This is a genomic window from Flavobacteriales bacterium (assembly GCA_016715895.1).
Lineage (GTDB): Bacteria > Bacteroidota > Bacteroidia > Flavobacteriales_F > PHOS-HE28 > PHOS-HE28.
On record JADJXH010000004.1, the window covers coordinates 661,406 to 676,791 of the forward strand.

The window sequence follows — 15,386 nt, forward strand, 5'->3', positions numbered from 1 at the left end:
GGCCAGCCATGGCCCGGCGAACCTCAAAAGTAGCGTCCAAAGCGATGTTCCTGCAAATCAACCCGGCCAAGCTCACTGTCGCGCTCGCGATCCTGATGCTCCCGACCACCCTGTCCGCACAGAACGACAAGGGCACCAAAGGCACCACCAAGCGTCCCCGCGTGGAAGTGCGCACGACCCTGGGGACCATGGTGGTGGAGCTGTATAACGAAACGCCGCAGCACCGCGACAACTTCCTGAAGCTGGTGAAGGAGCACTTCTACGACAGCCTGGTCTTCCACCGGGTGATCCCCGGCTTCATGGTGCAGGGGGGCGACCCGGACAGCAAGCGGGCCGCGGCGGGCATGCCACTGGGCATGGGCGGGCCCGGGTATACCGTGCCGGCCGAGATCCTGCCGGGTCTGTACCACACCAAGGGCACCCTGGCGGCGGCCCGGCAGGGCGACCAGGTGAACCCCACCAAGGCGAGCAGCGGCAGCCAGTTCTACATCGTGCAGGGCCGCACCTACCAACCCCAGGAAATGGACATGATCGCCAAGCGCAACGCCACGATGGGCACACCGGTCACTTATGACGATGCGGCCAAGGCCCGTTACGCGAGCGTGGGTGGCGCCCCGCATCTGGATGGTGCATACACCGTGTTCGGCGAAGTGGTGGAAGGACTTGACGTGGTGGACAAGATCGCGTCCGTGCAGCGCGATGCCCGCGACCGTCCCGCCGAGGACATCCGCATGTGGATGAAGGTGCTGCCATGAACCTTCTGGAGCGCATCACCGCGCTGGAGGCCGAACTGCAGGCCGCCACAGCCGACACGGCCGAGGCGGTGGAGCGCTTCCGCATCGCGTACCTGGGTCGGAACGGTGCCGTCACCGCCCTGTTCGACGACTTCAAGCAACTGGCCGCCGAGGAGAAGAAGGCCCTGGGCCAGCGCCTCAACCAGCTCAAGCAGGCCGCCCAGACCCGGCTGGAGGAGCTGAAACAGGGCGCTGACCATCAACGTGACGAGCGCGCCGGCGTGGACGACCCCACACGGCCGGCGGCGCTCGACCCCGCCGGCAGCCTGCACCCCATCACCCTGGTGCGTCGACGCATCGTGGACATCTTCGCCCACATCGGCTTCACGGTAAGTGAAGGCCCCGAGGTGGAGGACGACCACCACAACTTCGGCGCGCTGAACTTCCCGCCCGAACATCCGGCGCGCGACATGCAGGACACCTTCTTTGTGGAAGGCACCTCCGATGCGACGACCCGCGATGCGTTGGCGCTCCGCACACACACCAGCAGTGTGCAGGTGCGCGTGATGGAAGGTCAGCGTCCGCCCATCCGCACCGTGAGCCCCGGACGCGTGTACCGCAATGAGGCCATCAGCGCCCGCGCGCACTGCATGTTCCACCAGGTGGAGGGACTTTACGTGGACAAGGGCGTGAGCTTCGCCGAGCTGAAGGGCACCCTGGACCACTTCGCCAAGGCCATGTTCGGCCCCGAGGTGGTCATCCGCATGCGTCCCAGCTATTTCCCGTTCACCGAGCCCAGCGCGGAGGTGGACATGAGCTGCACCATCTGCGGCGGCTCGGGCTGCGCGGTGTGCAAGCACAGCGGATGGGTGGAGATCATGGGCTGCGGCATGGTGGACCCCGCCGTCCTCAGCACGTGCGGGATCGATCCGCAGGTGTACAGCGGCTTCGCCTTCGGCATGGGTGTGGAGCGCATCGCCCAGCTCCGTTTCCGGGTCCCCGACCTGCGCCTCTACTGGGAGAACGACGTCCGCTTCCTGGAGCAGTTCAGCGCAGAGGCCTTCCGCCATTAGTGGCTCCGGCATGCAGCCCCCCTCCGGATCCGACGCCCAGGTCAACGGACCGGCCAGCTCCGCCCATGCCACGGACGTGCTGATCGTGGGCGGCGGCCCCGGCGGGTGCACGGCGGCGCTGCGGCTGGCCCGGCACGGGGTGCGCACCATACTGGTGGAGAGGGCGGTGTTCCCGCGGGACAAGGTGTGCGGTGATGCCCTCAGTGGCAAGGTGATGCGGGTGCTGGAGCGCGTCGACCCTGCCCTTGTGGATCGCGTGAACGCCGACGCCCGTCGCCTGCCCAGCTGGGGCGTCACCTTCGTGGCGCCCGGCGGCAAGGCACTGCGCGTGCCCTTCTCCCGCAACACCGGCGTGGGCGAAGCCCCGGGGGCCATCCTGCCCCGGCTGGCGTTCGACGCCATGCTCTTCGATGAGGTCAAGCGCAACGAGGCGGTGCGGGTGCTCGAAGGCGCGCAGGCCACTGCCTATGAACGCAAGGCGGACGGTTGGCAGGTGGAGGTGCGCCGGAACAACGCCGAGCGGTGCACCATCCAGTGTCGCCTGGTGCTGGCCGCCGATGGGGCCAACAGCCAGTTCGCCCGCCACGTGGCCGGCCTGCCCATGGAACCGCGGCACCAGGCGGCGGGTGTCCGTGCCTACTACCAGGGGATCACCGGCCTTGATCCGCAGGGCTTCATCGAACTGCACTTCCTGAAGGAGCTGCTGCCCGGCTATCTGTGGATCTTTCCCCTGCCAGGCGGGAGGGCCAATGTGGGCCTGGGGCTGCGCAGCGATCATGTGCGCACCCGCGAACTGGACCTGAAGGCCGAGCTGCAGCGCCTGGTCTCCACACACCCCACCCTCAGGCACCGCTTCGTGCACGCCCGGATCGAGGGCCCTGTGCAGGGCATGGGGCTGCCCCTGGCCAGCAAGCGCCACCCGTTGAGCGGCAACGGCTATCTGCTGATCGGCGACGCCGGGCACCTGATCGACCCCTTCACCGGGGAGGGCATCAGCCATGCGATGATCAGCGGGTCCCACGCGGCCGACGTGGCGCACGAGGCCCTGCACGCAGGCCGCACGGATGCCGCCTTCCTCAAGAGCTACGATGGGCGCGTGTGGAAAAGGCTGGGCCAGGAGCTCGCCATCAGCACGCGCCTGCAGGACCTGGCGCACCAGGCCTGGCTTTTCGACTTCGTGGTGAAGCGCGCCAACCGCAACCCGGCGCTGGCGGACACCATCAGCAGCATGTTCACCGACCTCGACCTGCGCTCCCGGCTCAAAAAGCCGGGCTTCTACATGGATCTTGTGCTGGGGCGGTCGTTCACGGGATGACCCAGCGCGCCACCCTGCGCTCACCGTTCACCTCCAGCACGGCGAAGTAGCTCCCCGCCAACCATCCGGGCGTATCCAGGCGGATGGTCGATCCGCCCGGCGCGAGCGAGACCCGCTGTTCAAGAAGGCATCGGCCCAGCGCGTCGAAGCAGCGCACGGTGCCCGACCCCGTCATCCGCGTGGCCACCTGGAGCTGCACCGCGTTGGGCAGCACCGTTGCCGCCAGCTCGGTGAGCGGCACCTCGGGCAACTGCACCAGGACGACCTTCTGCCGGTCCGTCGCGCTCAACCCATCCAGATCCGCCGTGCCACCATCCAGGGTGATCACCCACTTCATGTCCTGGGCATAGCTGTTGCCGTTGAACACGGATGAGCCGGGGGCGAAGCGGAGACGCGCTCCCGGACCAAGCCGGGTGTGCAGGTCCTCGCGGGTGGAGGCGCCCGGGCCTTCCATGAGCACCACCGTGCCGTGCATCACCAGCTCCGCCCCGCTGCCCACCACCACATCACTGCCGGCCAACAGGGCGAGCATGCCGCGGCCATCGCGGCCATAGTGCAAGGTCGATCCCGGGGCCACCTCCAGGGTGCTGCCCCGTCGGAACAGGAAACACGAGCGCTGCCCTTCGAACCCCAGGTGGCCGGCCTGGTGCACATAGCGGTCTCCATGCCCCCAGAACAGCTCGACGATCTGCCAGGAGAGGCAGAGGTCGGCCCCGTTGTTCACCACGGTGAGCGGATGGTAGATGCTGTCGTTGTTCAGCACCGGACCGCCACGGAGCTGGGTGAAGGGCTGGAAGTTGAATCCCGTAAATGGCTCCAGGGTGAGTGTGACCGGTGTCGGCTGGCTGACGTTGGGCAGGGGGGTGATGTCCAGATAGCTCACCTGGTCGGCGGAAGGATAGGTGGTGTCCTCGTACATCACCAGGAAGTTGAAGCCGTTCACCGGCCACATGGTGAAGCTCGAAGGACCGGTCTGGAACTGAGGGAGGTCCGCCTCGACCAATTGATCCAGTGCACCTTGTTGCAACAGGTCATTGGCCGATGGCCAGTACAGCCGGTATTGCTGCCCGGGCCCCGGGGATGCGAGCGTGAACTTGAGGACAAGTTCGCGCAGCGCGTTGTCCGCAAAACCCTCCGTAGGCACGCACACGGAGAAGGGTGAGCCGAACTGGCCGGAACCATAGCTGCTCTGATACCAACGCAGGTCGCTTCCCGTACCTGTGCTGTCGGGAATACGCACCGCTGCCCGGATGCCGGTGCACATCCCTTCCGTGCAACCAATGCCCGCATCGACGGTCGTGCCGGGCAACGGGTATCCATCCAGCGCGATCACGTACTCATTGTCCGCCGTCAACGGGATCGCAGTGGTTGAATCCAGCAGCAGACGTAGGAACACCGGCCGCGCAGGGTCGGCGTCATCAAAGTCGATGCGGGCTTCCACACCGCCACCGCTCACGTGGGCCAATGGGATGCAGGCGGTGCTGTCCCGCGGACCATCCCAGGTATCATCCACGGTCTGATACGCCTCCCAGCCGGCATAGCAGAGCAGGCTGACGGAGGTGTCCACCGGGCAGGGTCGTGTCACCGTGTCGCTGGGCTGCAGGCCGGGTATCAGCAACTGTGCCTGCGCAACGAGGGGCAGCAGGACGAGCACACCAGCGGTTCTTCGGCTCATGGGTGTGGAGCTCCTTGAAGATGCGCTCTCGTACCGTATCGCTGCCTGCGATGTTCACCGCACCCGCCGCGCCACCAGGAACCAATCCCAGGGGTACGGGGCGCTCATCCACGCGGGAGGGTCGATGAACTCGGTGTCCCAACCGTACTCGAGCTTCTCCACCACTTCCACCACGAACCCGCGTTCCGCGAGGAGCGCCTCGAGCTCTTCGGCCATGAAGTGCTTGGTGGGCACCCCGTCGATGGGGACGATGCCATGCGCCCATCCGGTGCCCTCCGGCAGGGCCTCCCGCTCGGCCTTTATGGGGTCCATGCCCATCCGCTGGTTGAGCTGCACCTGGCGGAGCGTGGAGAGCAGGGCCGAGCCCAACGCGGGGACCACCAGGACCAGATGGCCACCCCGCTTCACGCTCTGGCAGGTGTTGCGCACGATGCCCGCCCGCATGGCCGCATCGGCATTGAGCCAGGTGTTGATGCAGAGCACCAGATCGCCCTGCGGATACCCCTTGCGGTCCTTCGACAGGTCGGCGTGCACGTAGCGGATGTTGGCATGCGCACCGCAGGCCTCTTCCGCCACCGCGAGACAGGCACTGCTCACGTCAACGGCGTACACCCGACCAAAATGCCCGGCGAGCAGCGGCAGGGTGCGGCCCACACCGCAGCCCAGATCAGTGGCGACCGCGTCGCGGCTGGCGAAGCGTTCCACCGCCTCCGTGATCAGTCCCTTGTGGTCGTTGGCCGGTACGTTGAAGATCTCCTCCTCGAACGTGGTCGCCACCTGGTCCCATTCCTGTTCATGCATGGTGTGCGGTTCCTTGGCAGATCAAGGTACCCTTCATGCATCGGGCGTGCGGGTGGTGGCTCCATCACCTTTCCACGATCGAAGGTGGACGACGGATGGCGACGAGCCCATACCTTGTGAGGAAGATCGTCCGGATGCGCCCGTTTTTTCTTCCGATGCTTGCCCTGGTGTTCGGCGGTCAGCTGATCGCCCAGGGCACGTGGACCACGCTGAACATCCCGCCTTCCGGACGCCACGACGACGTCTTCTTCATCAACGATACGGTGGGCTGGGCGGCGGGCGGACCGGCCGGCACCATCCGACGGACCGAGGACGGTGGCGCCACCTGGACCCTGCAATACACGGCCGGGCAATACCTGCGCAGCATCGAGTTCATCGATGCGCTGCACGGCTACTGCGGGTCGTTGAGCGGTTCCTTGTTCCGCACCGTGGACGGAGGGGCCACATGGACCGATGTGGCCCCGCTGATCAGCCCTCAGCCACCGGGCATTTGTGGGCTCTCAGCACCGACGCCCACCACCATCTACGGGGTGGGGCTGTGGGCCTCGCCGGCCTATGTGGTGAAGAGCAGCGATGGCGGTCTGAGCTGGACATCGATCGACATGAGCGCGCATGCGACGGCATTGGTCGACGTGCATTTCACGAGCGCGGACACCGGCTTCGTCACCGGCACGGCGGCGCCTGCGGGCAACGGCGGCGTCATCCTGTACACCATGGACGGCGGGCTCAGCTGGCAGCCGAGGCATCTCACCGGCGTCGCCTCGGACATCGTGTGGAAGATCCAGCGCCTGGATGCCGACCACTGGTACGCATCGGTGTACAGCGAACCGGTGAACGACGACACACGCCTGCTGCGCAGCACTGATGGCGGCCAGACCTGGAGCACCATCGTGGCGGCCACCAGCTACACCTATGTGGAGGTGGTGGGCTTCATGGACACGCTGCGTGGCTGGGTGGGCGGCGGAAACCTGCTGTACGGCACCACCGATGGTGGGCTCACTTGGGCGCTGGAGAACGTGGGCAACAACTACAACCGCTTCTTCCGCCTCAGCGATTCACTCGCGTACATGTCCGGCACATACATCTACAAATACACGGCGGATGTCAGCACCGGTGTGGTCGATCGGAGCGAAGCACCGGACTACCATGCGCTCAGCGCCTCGCCCACGCTCACCGATGGGACTTTGGTCGTCGATCTGCGCCTGGACCGCAGCACCATCGCGGACCTGATCGTGCTGCGGGCGGACGGCGGTTTGGTGCGGCGCCTGCTGCATGCGCATAGCGCCCTGGGCGAGCACCGCTTCACCGTGGACCTGGCCCGGGAGGCCGCGGGCACCTACACCGTGGTGCTGAGGACCAACGAGGGGCTGCGCTACGTGAAAGTGGTGTTGGTGGAGAGGTAGCGCTATGCCTGACACTGAGTTGTCCGAGGACACCACTATCAGCCTCTACTTTCGTCTTTGAGATACCATCTGTCGTGAAAGCGATCGTCTCTGCCCTGATGGCGCTCATCCTGACTGCATACGGGCATGCACAGATCCCCTCCGTGGGCTGGACACGCTCGCTTGGAAGCGGCTATTCGGACGCCGGGCACTTTATCCATCAGTTGCCCGACAAGAGCTTCTTTCTCGCAGCGACGAGCAATTCCGCAGATGGACAACTCGGCAACACCTCAGGGCCAGCCAACGGGGAGGTGGTATTCATCGGCCTCGACAGCTTGGGACAAATGCAATGGGGAAACCGCATCGGTGACCTCGGCCTCGTTCAAATCATGCATGGCGCCGTGATGCCCGATGGGAACTTTGTCTTCGCCGGTAGCATCTACGATGCAGGGCAGGTGATCATCGATAGCTGGGGCGACGAAGATCTCTGGATCGTGAAGGTCACCCCCGCCGGCTCTGTAATCTGGGAGCGCTTCTATGCTGGCCTTGTGGACCAGAACGACCAGGGGATCCATGTAGCCGCTCGACCGGATGGGGGTTGCTTCGTTTCCGGATTCCGCGGACAAAACGACTGGGAAGCGTGGGTCATCGCCTTGGACAGCGCTGGCACTGAACTCTGGGAGAACACTTATGGCGGCAGCTCCATTGACATTGGTCAATCCATTATAGCTACTGCGGATGGCGGTGCTCTTCTCGCGGGGTGGACCGGATCCAGTGATGGCGACGTGAGCACGCCGCTCTATGGCCAATACGATGGTTGGCTGGTGAAGCTCGATGCGAACGGGGATATCGAATGGGACCGCACGTATGGCGGTTCGGCCGTGGATCAATTCCACGACATCCGTGGCTTGTCGGGCGGGGACTACCTTGTCCTTGGCACATCGAACTCTTCCGATGGAGATCTTCCGCAGAACCACGGTAACTGGGATGTGTGGCTCATGCGCGTGGACGCCACTGGTGCGATCATATGGAGCCGTTCCTACGGCGGAAGCCTTCCGGATAGTCCGTCGGACATAATCCCATATCAAGGAAACTACCTAATCGCGGGAAGCACCACCTCATCCGATGGAGATGTTAGCGTTTGCTACGACGTGTTGGTGAACCAGGCGCCCTATGGTGGCGGGGATGGCTGGCTCCTATTGGTGAACCCTAATGGTGACCTGCTCTGGGAGAAGTCCGTGGGCGGAAGTGATGGAGATCTCCTCTACGCACTTGCGCCTACTGACGATGGCTTCGTCGCGACTGGGATATCAATGTCGGCGGACCATTTCGTTCCTGGGAACGTGGCCTATCAGGACATCTGGACCGTGCGGTTCAACGGAAAGAGCACCCTGCTCTCTGGCACGCTCTACGTGGATGCGGACAACGATACCAGCATCAGTGTTGGTGATCCGCGTATCGGTGGGCGGCTGGTGGAGCTGAGCAACAATGCCGAACTAGCGCTTTCAGAACCCAGCGGCCATTATGAGTTCGCGGTGAACGGCCCGGCCCAGCACACCATCACAGGCCCAACGATCGCGCACTTCACACAAGAGCCAGCCACGCACTCCCCAAGCATTACGGGCAATGAAACAGCAGTGAGCGGCCTCGACTTCCGGTACACGGCCATGGTACCAGCGCAGGATCTCCAGGTCTTCCTCACACCCGTCTCAGCTTTCCGTCCAGGCTTCCCCGTCCGCTACGATGTGCTCTGCCGCAACGTGGGAACGACGAGCGTTGGCGCAGACCTCAGCCTCGCGCTCGATGATGGCCTCGACTTCGACTCCGCGTCGATCGCACCAGGAAGCATCAATGGCAGCATGCTCACATGGGCACTCGGACCGCTGCTTCCGCTGCAGAACATCCAACTCGCCGTGTACTGCACGCAATCCATTGGGGACACACTGGGAAGCCCGGTGACCACCACGGCGGAGATCACGCCCATCGCAGGCGATCTTGTTCCCGGGGACAACACCGTTACCACGAACAACTGGGTCACCGGCTCCTTCGACCCCAACGACATTCTGGTGGAACCGACCGAAATTCTCGTGAGCACATTGGCCGATGCCGTTCTGGACTACACGATCCGGTTCCAGAACACAGGCACCGATACGGCATTCACCGTTGCTGTGGAAAACCACCTGCCAGCGAACGCGTACTTGCCCAGCTTTGAGCTCATCGACGCCTCGCACCCATTGGCGCTGACCTACTACGACTTCGATCACAAGATGCGCTTCCAGTTAGACAACATCCTGCTGCCGGACAACAACGTGAACGAATTGATGAGCCATGGTTTCGTCCGCTACCGCATACGGCCGCGTACCGATCTCCTTGTCGGGGATTCCATCCGGAATACCGCCGCGATCTTCTTCGACCTCAATGCCCCGGTGATCACGAATTCGGCGCGAACAGCGATCATCACCACCCCGGATATCACCGCGGCGGATGCGGTCGCGCAGATGCACCTGATGCCCAATCCGGCGGCTGATCATGTTCTGCTTTCCGTGGAAGAGGACTTGGTCGGTGGCCTGCTCCAAATGCGCGATGCCAGCGGACGCGTGGTATTCCAGGAGAAGATTTTATCAACCCGGCAGACGTTCGATCTCTCCCGCTTGGCCGATGGGCACTACTTGTTGATGGTGCGCGCGGATGGCGCAGCACATTGGTGCAAACTGATCAAACAGACGCGTTAGGCCGGGCTCAGCTTCAGCATGTTCGCCATGCCCTTCTCGGCGATTGGCATGCTGGCGATGTTGATCACCAGATCACCCTTCTGCACCTGGTTGCGGCGGCGCAGCAGGTGCTTGATGTCGGCGATGGTGTGGTCGGTGCTGACGGTCTTGTCGTAGTAGTGGGCCCGCACGCCCCACACCAGGTTCAGCATGCACAGGATGGCGGGGTTGCTGGTGAAGGCGTAGATGTTCGCCTTGGGGCGCATGCTGCTGATCTTGAAGGCGGTGTATCCGCTGTGCGTCATCGTCACGATGGCCTTCACCGGCATGGCCTCGGTCATGCGCACGGCGGCGATGCTGATGGCGTCGCTCACGGTGCGGTCATTGCTCTCCAGCGGCGGGTTGGGCACGTTGTACATGCCGTCGGCCGTCTCCATCTCCACAAGGATGCGGTTCATGGCCTTCACCACCTCCACGGGGTGCCTGCCCACGCTGGTCTCGGCGCTCAGCATCACCGCGTCGGCATGGTCGAGCACGGCGTTCGCCACGTCGTTCACTTCGGCGCGTGTGGGCGTGATGTTGGTGATCATGCTCTCCATCATCTGGGTGGCCACGATCACCGGCCGGTGCATGGCCAGGCAGCGTCGGATCAGGTCCTTCTGCACCAGCGGCACCTTCTCCATGGGGATCTCCACACCCAGGTCGCCGCGGGCCACCATCAGGGCATCGGCCTCCCGGATGATGTCGTCGATCTCCAGCAGGGCTTCGGGCTTCTCGATCTTGGCGATCACGCGGGCGTGCTTGTCCTGGGCACGGATGATGTGCTTGAGCTCGATGATGTCCCGGGCGCTGCGCACGAAGCTCAGGCCCACCCAGTCCACGTTCTGCTCCAGCGCGAAGTCCAGGTCCTTGAGGTCCTTCTCCGTGAGGCAGGGCAGGCTCACCTTGGTGTTGGGCAGGTTGAGGCCCTTGTTGGCGCTGAGCGGACCACCGTGGATCACGCGGGTCGTGACGCGGGAGCGGCCGTCGGTGGCCATCACCTCCAGGCGGATCTTGCCATCGTCCAGCAGCGCGATCTCCCCGGGCTTCACGTCCTGCGGGAACTGGGTGTAGGTGGTGCTCACCAGGCCGGAGCGGCCCTTCACCGGCTCGGTGGTGATCACCAGCTCGCTGCCGTCGGGCAGGTCGATGGCCCCGTTCTCCATCTCGCCCACGCGGAGCTTGGGGCCCTGCAGGTCGGCCAGGATGGCGGTGTTGAGCCCGAGCTCTTCGTTCAGGGCGCGGATGTTGGCGATGAGCTCCCGGTAGAAGTCGTAGGAGCCGTGGCTGAAGTTCAACCGGGCCACGTCCATGCCGGCGCGCATCAGTTCGCGCAGCACCTCCGTGGAAGCACTGGCCGGGCCGATGGTGGCCACGATCTTGGTCTTGGGGTCGTTCGGGGACATCGGTCTCACTGCAGGAGTTTGTGGCCGGCACGCAACTGGTCGAAGGGCACCGGATAGGCGGCCAGAACGAACTCCGCGGCGCGTACGCGCTCCAGCAGCTCCTCGGGCGCCTCGGGCACCTGCTCGTCCACCACCAGGAAATAATCGGCTGAACGCTGGTCCTTGATCAGAAGGCCGGCGCCCCCGCGATTGTTCACCAGGGTGTAGCGCACCTGGGTGTCGGGGTCGTCGTGATCGAAGGCGGCATGGCGCGACGTGCCCTCCGCGGAGCTGTCCAGGATGTCGCGGTCCCGGCGGGCCAGGGCGATCCCCAGGCTCAGGTTGAGGGACCAGCACAACCGGTAGTCGTTCACATGGCTGCTGATGCCGATCACGTGCACCTCGGGATCGGGCTCCACATCAAGGCGGATGCGCGTGGTCTTGGCCATGGACGGTCAAAGGTAGTCCTGCGGCGAAGGGCGGTCCCGGTGAATGCACGAAGGCCTGTGCACCGGCCGCTGTTACTCGTCGCCGCCGACCGTGGCGCGGGGCGCCTTCTGGTCGGTGCCGCTCTCCCGGGGCTTTCTGCCGCGGCCCCGACCGCGGCCCCGGCCACCGCTGCGGCGTTTCTCCATGGCGCGGAAGGCCGCGTCCGCCGCTTCCTGTTCGGCTTTCTTCTTGCTCGGCCCACGACCGCTTCCGCGCACATCGCCATCCACCTTCACCTCGCACAGGTAGGTCTTGCCGCGGCCACCGCGGCCGCCTTCCTCGGTGATGTGGAAATCCACGCGCTTCCTGTGCTTCTGGCCCCACTCCAGCAGGCGGCTCTTGTTGTCGCGGTCCTCCTTCTCCAGCTCGCGCAGGTCGTACTGGCTGGTGATCAGCTTCACGATCGCCTTGCGCGCCCGCTCGAACCCCTGCTCCAGGTAGATGGCTCCGAAGATGGCCTCCAACGCGTTGCCGGGCACGCTGGTCTCGTGCCCCCGGGTGACGTTGCTCTCCATCACCTTGCTGATGTCCACCCGGTGGGCCAGCTCGCTCAGCTGCTGGCGGCTCACGAGCTTGCTGCGCATGCGGGTGAGGAAGCCCTCCCCTTCCTTGGGATAGCGTTCGAACAGCAGGCTGCCGACCACGGCGTCGAGGATGGCATCGCCCAGGAACTCGAGCCGCTCGTTGTCGGGCAGATCGGGCCGGTCCTCGGGCACGGCGCTGCTGTGGCGGAGCGCCTGTTTGTAGAGGGCCAGGTCGGTGGGGCGGAGGCCGAAGGAGCGCTTCACCCAGGCCAAGATCCGCCGGTCCTCGGCAGAGGCGCGGGCACGGAGCAGCAGCGAGCGTATCAAGCGGGCCTAGCGGTACTTGCGGAAGATCACCGCGGTGTTGTGGCCGCCAAAGCCGAAGGTGTTGCTCATGGCGGCGTTCACCGTGCGCTGCTGTGCCGTGTTGAACGTGAAGTTCAGCCGGGCGTCGATCTCGGGATCGTCCGTGAAGTGATTGATGGTGGGCGGCACCGTATCGGTGTGCACGGCCATGATGGCGGCCACGCCCTCCACCGCACCCGCGCCGCCCAGCAGGTGCCCGGTCATGCTCTTGGTGGCGCTGATGTTGAGCGCGTAGGCGTGCTCGCCGAAGAGGCGCTGGATGGCCTTCACCTCCTGCGGGTCGCCGATGGGGGTGCTGGTGCCGTGGGTGTTGATGTAGTCGATGTCGGTGGGTGCGAGGCCGGCGTCCTTCAGCGCGAACTTCATGCACAGCTCGGCACCCAGCCCCTCGGGGTGGGGTGCGGTGATGTGGTACGCATCGCTGCTCATGCCGCCACCGATCACCTCGGCGTAGATCTTGGCGCCCCGCGCCAGCGCGTGCTCCAGGTCCTCCAGCACGATGGCCGCCCCACCCTCGCCCAGCACGAAGCCGTCGCGGTCCTTGTCGTAGGGACGGGAGGCCGTGGCCGGGTCCTCGTTGCGGGTGCTCATGGCGTGCAGCGCATTGAAGCCGCCCACTCCCGCCTCATAGATGGCGGCCTCGGAGCCGCCCGTCACCACGGCCGGGCACAGGCCCAGACGGATGGCGTTGAAGGCGTCGATGAGGGCATTGTTGCTGCTGGCACAGGCGCTGGCCGTCACATAGCTCGGGCCGCGCAGGGTGTGCTTCATGCTGATCAGCCCCGCCGCGCTGTCGGCGATCATCTTCGGGATGAAGAAGGGATTGAAGCGCGGGGTGCCATCGCCCTTGCCGAAGCCGATGCACTCGTCCTGGAAGGTCTTCAGCCCGCCGATGCCACTGCCCCAGATCACCCCTACGCGGTCGCGGTCCAGCGTGTCGGAGAGCAGCCCGCTGTCGGTGATGGCCTCGTCGGCGCACACCAGGGCGAACTGGGCGTAGGGGTCCGTCTTTCGGGCCTCCTTCCGGTCCATGAACGCCTCGGGGTCGAAGCCCTTGACCTCGCAGGCGAAGCGGGTCTTGAACTTCGACGCATCGAAGCGCGTGATGGGCGCGGCGCCGCTCCGGCCGCTCACCAACCCCTCCCAGTAGGCGGCAAGCGTGTTGCCGATGGGGGTGAGCGCGCCCAGACCGGTCACAACAACGCGTCTGAGCTGCATGGGGAGAGCCCGATGGGCCCGGGCTTACTTCGCGTTCTTCTCCACGTAGTCCACGGCCTGACCCACGGTCTGGATCTTCTCGGCCTGGTCATCGGGGATGGCGATGTTGAACTCCTTCTCGAACTCCATGATGAGCTCGACGGTATCGAGGCTGTCAGCGCCAAGGTCGTTGGTGAAGCTCGCCTCCATGGTGACCTCGCCCTGGTCGACCCCGAGCTTGTCCACGATGATCGCGATGACCCTGGATTTGATGTCCGACATGACAGTGTCGTTTAGTTGATGAGGGTGCAAAGGAAACACTTTTTCGATGCGGCCTTCTTCACCGTGGCGAGAGGTAGGGCACCAATACTTCCGTGAGCGGCTTCCGCACCAGGTCCGGCACGCGGCAGTCGGGGGCCGCAAAGCCCATGGGTATCAACAGGTAGGGCCGCTCGTTGGCCGGTCGGTCCAGCAGGCGTGCCAGGAAATTCATGGGGCTGGGCGTGTGCGTCAGGGTCACCAGGCCCGCATGCTGAGCGGCCGCCAGCAGCACCCCGCAGGCCAGCCCCACGCTCTCCTCCACATAGTAGTGCTTGCGGCGCGCGCCATCGGCATCTTGGCCGTGCACCTGCTTGAACACCACCACCAACCAGGGCGCCGTCTCCAGGAAGGGCTTGTGCCAGTCGGTGCCGAGCGGCGCCAGGTCGGCGAGCCATTCATCGGACATGCGGCCATGGTAGCTCGCATGCTCCTCCGCTTCGGCCGCCTCACGGATCCGGCGCTTCAGCTCCGGGTGGCCCACCAGGCAGAAGGTCCACGGTTGCTTGTGCGCGCCGCTCGGGGCTGTGGCGGCCGTGGCGATGAGCTCCGCCATCAGGGCGCGCGGCACCGGCCGGTCGCTGAAATGACGGACGCTGCGTCGGCGGGCCATCAGTTCGTGGAAGGCGACCGCCCTGCGATGCATCTCCTCCATGGGGAGCTCGACCGGGCGATGGGGCACGGTGGGGGGTCCGTCAGGGCTGCTCATGCTCCGAAGGTCGGTGCTGGCCGGGAGTTGCGCACCTTCGCGGGGTGAAGCGCATCGCCATCCTGGCCTCCGGCGGCGGCAGCAACGCTCAGCGGCTCATTGAGCACTTCCAAGGCTCCAGCGCGGCCGAGGTGGTGCTGGTGGCCGGCGATCGACCGGAGGCCGGCGTGTTCACCCGGGCGTGGGAGCTGGGCGTGCCCGGCTACCGCTTCACGCCGGCGCAGTTGCGGGATGGCACGCTGCTGCGCGAACTGCAGGACCTGCACATCGACCTCGTGGTGCTGGCCGGCTTCCTGCGCCTGGTGCCTGCGGACCTGGTGCGTGCCTTTCTGGGTGGGATCGTCAACATCCACCCCGCCCTCCTGCCCCGTCATGGTGGCCGGGGCATGTGGGGCCACCACGTGCATGCGTCGGTGCTGGCGGCCGGCGACGCCGAGAGCGGCATCACGATCCATCTGGTGAACGAGCGCTACGATGAGGGCGAACACCTCTTCCAGGCCCGATGTCCCGTGCTGCCTGGCGACACACCGGAGACCCTGGGCCGGCGCGTCCTGGAGCTGGAGCATGCGCACTATCCCGTGGTCGTGGAGAACCTCGTGAAGGGCCTCGCCTCCTAGCCGGCGGCCGGCGACCGTTCCGTACCGTGCACGGACGGTGGACAAAGGGCG

At 65.3% G+C, this 15,386-nt stretch carries 14 protein-coding genes; 6 read left to right on the forward strand and 8 right to left on the reverse strand.

From position 1 onward, the window contains the following. Positions 1 to 44: 44 nt before the first annotated feature. Genes IPM49_11425 through IPM49_11435 form a run of 3 tightly spaced genes read left to right on the forward strand, consistent with a single transcriptional unit; the run spans position 45 to position 3,122 of the window. Complete coding sequence (locus IPM49_11425; protein ID MBK9275131.1) at positions 45 to 755, forward strand: peptidylprolyl isomerase; 711 nt, start codon at positions 45 to 47, stop codon at positions 753 to 755. After that, the gene (gene pheS, locus IPM49_11430) at positions 752 to 1,807 is read left to right on the forward strand and encodes a phenylalanine--tRNA ligase subunit alpha (protein ID MBK9275132.1); all 1,056 of its coding nucleotides are present in this window, start codon (positions 752 to 754) and stop codon (positions 1,805 to 1,807) included. The genes IPM49_11425 and pheS overlap by 4 nt, the downstream gene beginning before the upstream one ends. A 10-nt stretch (positions 1,808 to 1,817) precedes the next feature. Then, complete coding sequence (locus tag IPM49_11435; GenBank protein MBK9275133.1) at positions 1,818 to 3,122, forward strand: NAD(P)/FAD-dependent oxidoreductase; 1,305 nt, start codon at positions 1,818 to 1,820, stop codon at positions 3,120 to 3,122. On the opposite strand, the gene IPM49_11440 is transcribed toward IPM49_11435, so the two are convergent. Further along, on the reverse strand, positions 3,112 to 4,797 hold the full coding sequence (locus tag IPM49_11440; GenBank protein ID MBK9275134.1) for a hypothetical protein: 1,686 nt from the start codon (positions 4,795 to 4,797) through the stop codon (positions 3,112 to 3,114). The genes IPM49_11435 and IPM49_11440 overlap by 11 nt on opposite strands. A 54-nt stretch (positions 4,798 to 4,851) precedes the next feature. Further along, on the reverse strand, positions 4,852 to 5,598 hold the full coding sequence (locus IPM49_11445) for a methyltransferase domain-containing protein (protein ID MBK9275135.1): 747 nt from the start codon (positions 5,596 to 5,598) through the stop codon (positions 4,852 to 4,854). 155 nt (positions 5,599 to 5,753) lie between these two features. On the opposite strand from IPM49_11445, the gene IPM49_11450 reads away from it, so the two are divergent. Continuing rightward, positions 5,754 to 7,001 carry a hypothetical protein gene (locus tag IPM49_11450; protein ID MBK9275136.1) on the forward strand — a complete coding sequence of 416 codons (1,248 nt, stop codon included), beginning with the start codon at positions 5,754 to 5,756 and terminating at the stop codon, positions 6,999 to 7,001. Between the two features lie 74 nt (positions 7,002 to 7,075). Beyond that, positions 7,076 to 9,712: a T9SS type A sorting domain-containing protein gene (locus IPM49_11455; GenBank protein ID MBK9275137.1), complete on the forward strand. Its 2,637-nt coding sequence runs from the start codon at positions 7,076 to 7,078 to the stop codon at positions 9,710 to 9,712. Here the strand turns inward: IPM49_11455 and pyk are convergent. The 6 genes from pyk to IPM49_11485 all read right to left on the reverse strand — a co-directional run bounded on the left by pyk (position 9,709) and on the right by IPM49_11485 (position 14,718). Then, on the reverse strand, positions 9,709 to 11,136 hold the full coding sequence (pyk, locus tag IPM49_11460; protein ID MBK9275138.1) for a pyruvate kinase: 1,428 nt from the start codon (positions 11,134 to 11,136) through the stop codon (positions 9,709 to 9,711). The genes IPM49_11455 and pyk overlap by 4 nt on opposite strands. 5 nt (positions 11,137 to 11,141) lie before the next feature. Then, positions 11,142 to 11,564 carry an IPExxxVDY family protein gene (locus IPM49_11465; GenBank protein ID MBK9275139.1) on the reverse strand — a complete coding sequence of 141 codons (423 nt, stop codon included), beginning with the start codon at positions 11,562 to 11,564 and terminating at the stop codon, positions 11,142 to 11,144. Between the two features lie 72 nt (positions 11,565 to 11,636). Next, positions 11,637 to 12,392, reverse strand: a complete 756-nt coding sequence (rnc, locus tag IPM49_11470; GenBank protein MBK9275140.1) for a ribonuclease III — start codon at positions 12,390 to 12,392, stop codon at positions 11,637 to 11,639. A 69-nt stretch (positions 12,393 to 12,461) separates the two neighbouring features. Then, positions 12,462 to 13,712, reverse strand: a complete 1,251-nt coding sequence (gene fabF, locus IPM49_11475) for a beta-ketoacyl-ACP synthase II (GenBank protein MBK9275141.1) — start codon at positions 13,710 to 13,712, stop codon at positions 12,462 to 12,464. Positions 13,713 to 13,736: 24 nt separating this feature from the next. Beyond that, positions 13,737 to 13,973 (reverse strand): acyl carrier protein, encoded by a 237-nt coding sequence (locus IPM49_11480; GenBank protein MBK9275142.1) that lies wholly within the window; start codon positions 13,971 to 13,973, stop codon positions 13,737 to 13,739. 58 nt (positions 13,974 to 14,031) lie between these two features. Continuing rightward, positions 14,032 to 14,718, reverse strand: a complete 687-nt coding sequence (locus tag IPM49_11485) for a nitroreductase family protein (protein MBK9275143.1) — start codon at positions 14,716 to 14,718, stop codon at positions 14,032 to 14,034. Between the two features lie 44 nt (positions 14,719 to 14,762). On the opposite strand from IPM49_11485, the gene IPM49_11490 reads away from it, so the two are divergent. Next, positions 14,763 to 15,335 carry a phosphoribosylglycinamide formyltransferase gene (locus tag IPM49_11490; protein MBK9275144.1) on the forward strand — a complete coding sequence of 191 codons (573 nt, stop codon included), beginning with the start codon at positions 14,763 to 14,765 and terminating at the stop codon, positions 15,333 to 15,335. Positions 15,336 to 15,386 lie beyond the last annotated feature (51 nt).

Coding starts and splice junctions, on each gene's coding strand:
- IPM49_11425 (MBK9275131.1), top strand. CDS start 45: ATGTTCCTGCAAATCAACCCGGCCAAGCTCACTGTCGCGCTCGCGATC.
- pheS (MBK9275132.1), top strand. CDS start 752: ATGAACCTTCTGGAGCGCATCACCGCGCTGGAGGCCGAACTGCAGGCC.
- IPM49_11435 (MBK9275133.1), top strand. CDS start 1,818: ATGCAGCCCCCCTCCGGATCCGACGCCCAGGTCAACGGACCGGCCAGC.
- IPM49_11440 (MBK9275134.1), bottom strand. CDS start 4,797: ATGAGCCGAAGAACCGCTGGTGTGCTCGTCCTGCTGCCCCTCGTTGCG.
- IPM49_11445 (MBK9275135.1), bottom strand. CDS start 5,598: ATGCATGAACAGGAATGGGACCAGGTGGCGACCACGTTCGAGGAGGAG.
- IPM49_11450 (MBK9275136.1), top strand. CDS start 5,754: ATGCTTGCCCTGGTGTTCGGCGGTCAGCTGATCGCCCAGGGCACGTGG.
- pyk (MBK9275138.1), bottom strand. CDS start 11,136: ATGTCCCCGAACGACCCCAAGACCAAGATCGTGGCCACCATCGGCCCG.
- IPM49_11465 (MBK9275139.1), bottom strand. CDS start 11,564: ATGGCCAAGACCACGCGCATCCGCCTTGATGTGGAGCCCGATCCCGAG.
- fabF (MBK9275141.1), bottom strand. CDS start 13,712: ATGCAGCTCAGACGCGTTGTTGTGACCGGTCTGGGCGCGCTCACCCCC.
- IPM49_11480 (MBK9275142.1), bottom strand. CDS start 13,973: ATGTCGGACATCAAATCCAGGGTCATCGCGATCATCGTGGACAAGCTC.
- IPM49_11485 (MBK9275143.1), bottom strand. CDS start 14,718: ATGAGCAGCCCTGACGGACCCCCCACCGTGCCCCATCGCCCGGTCGAG.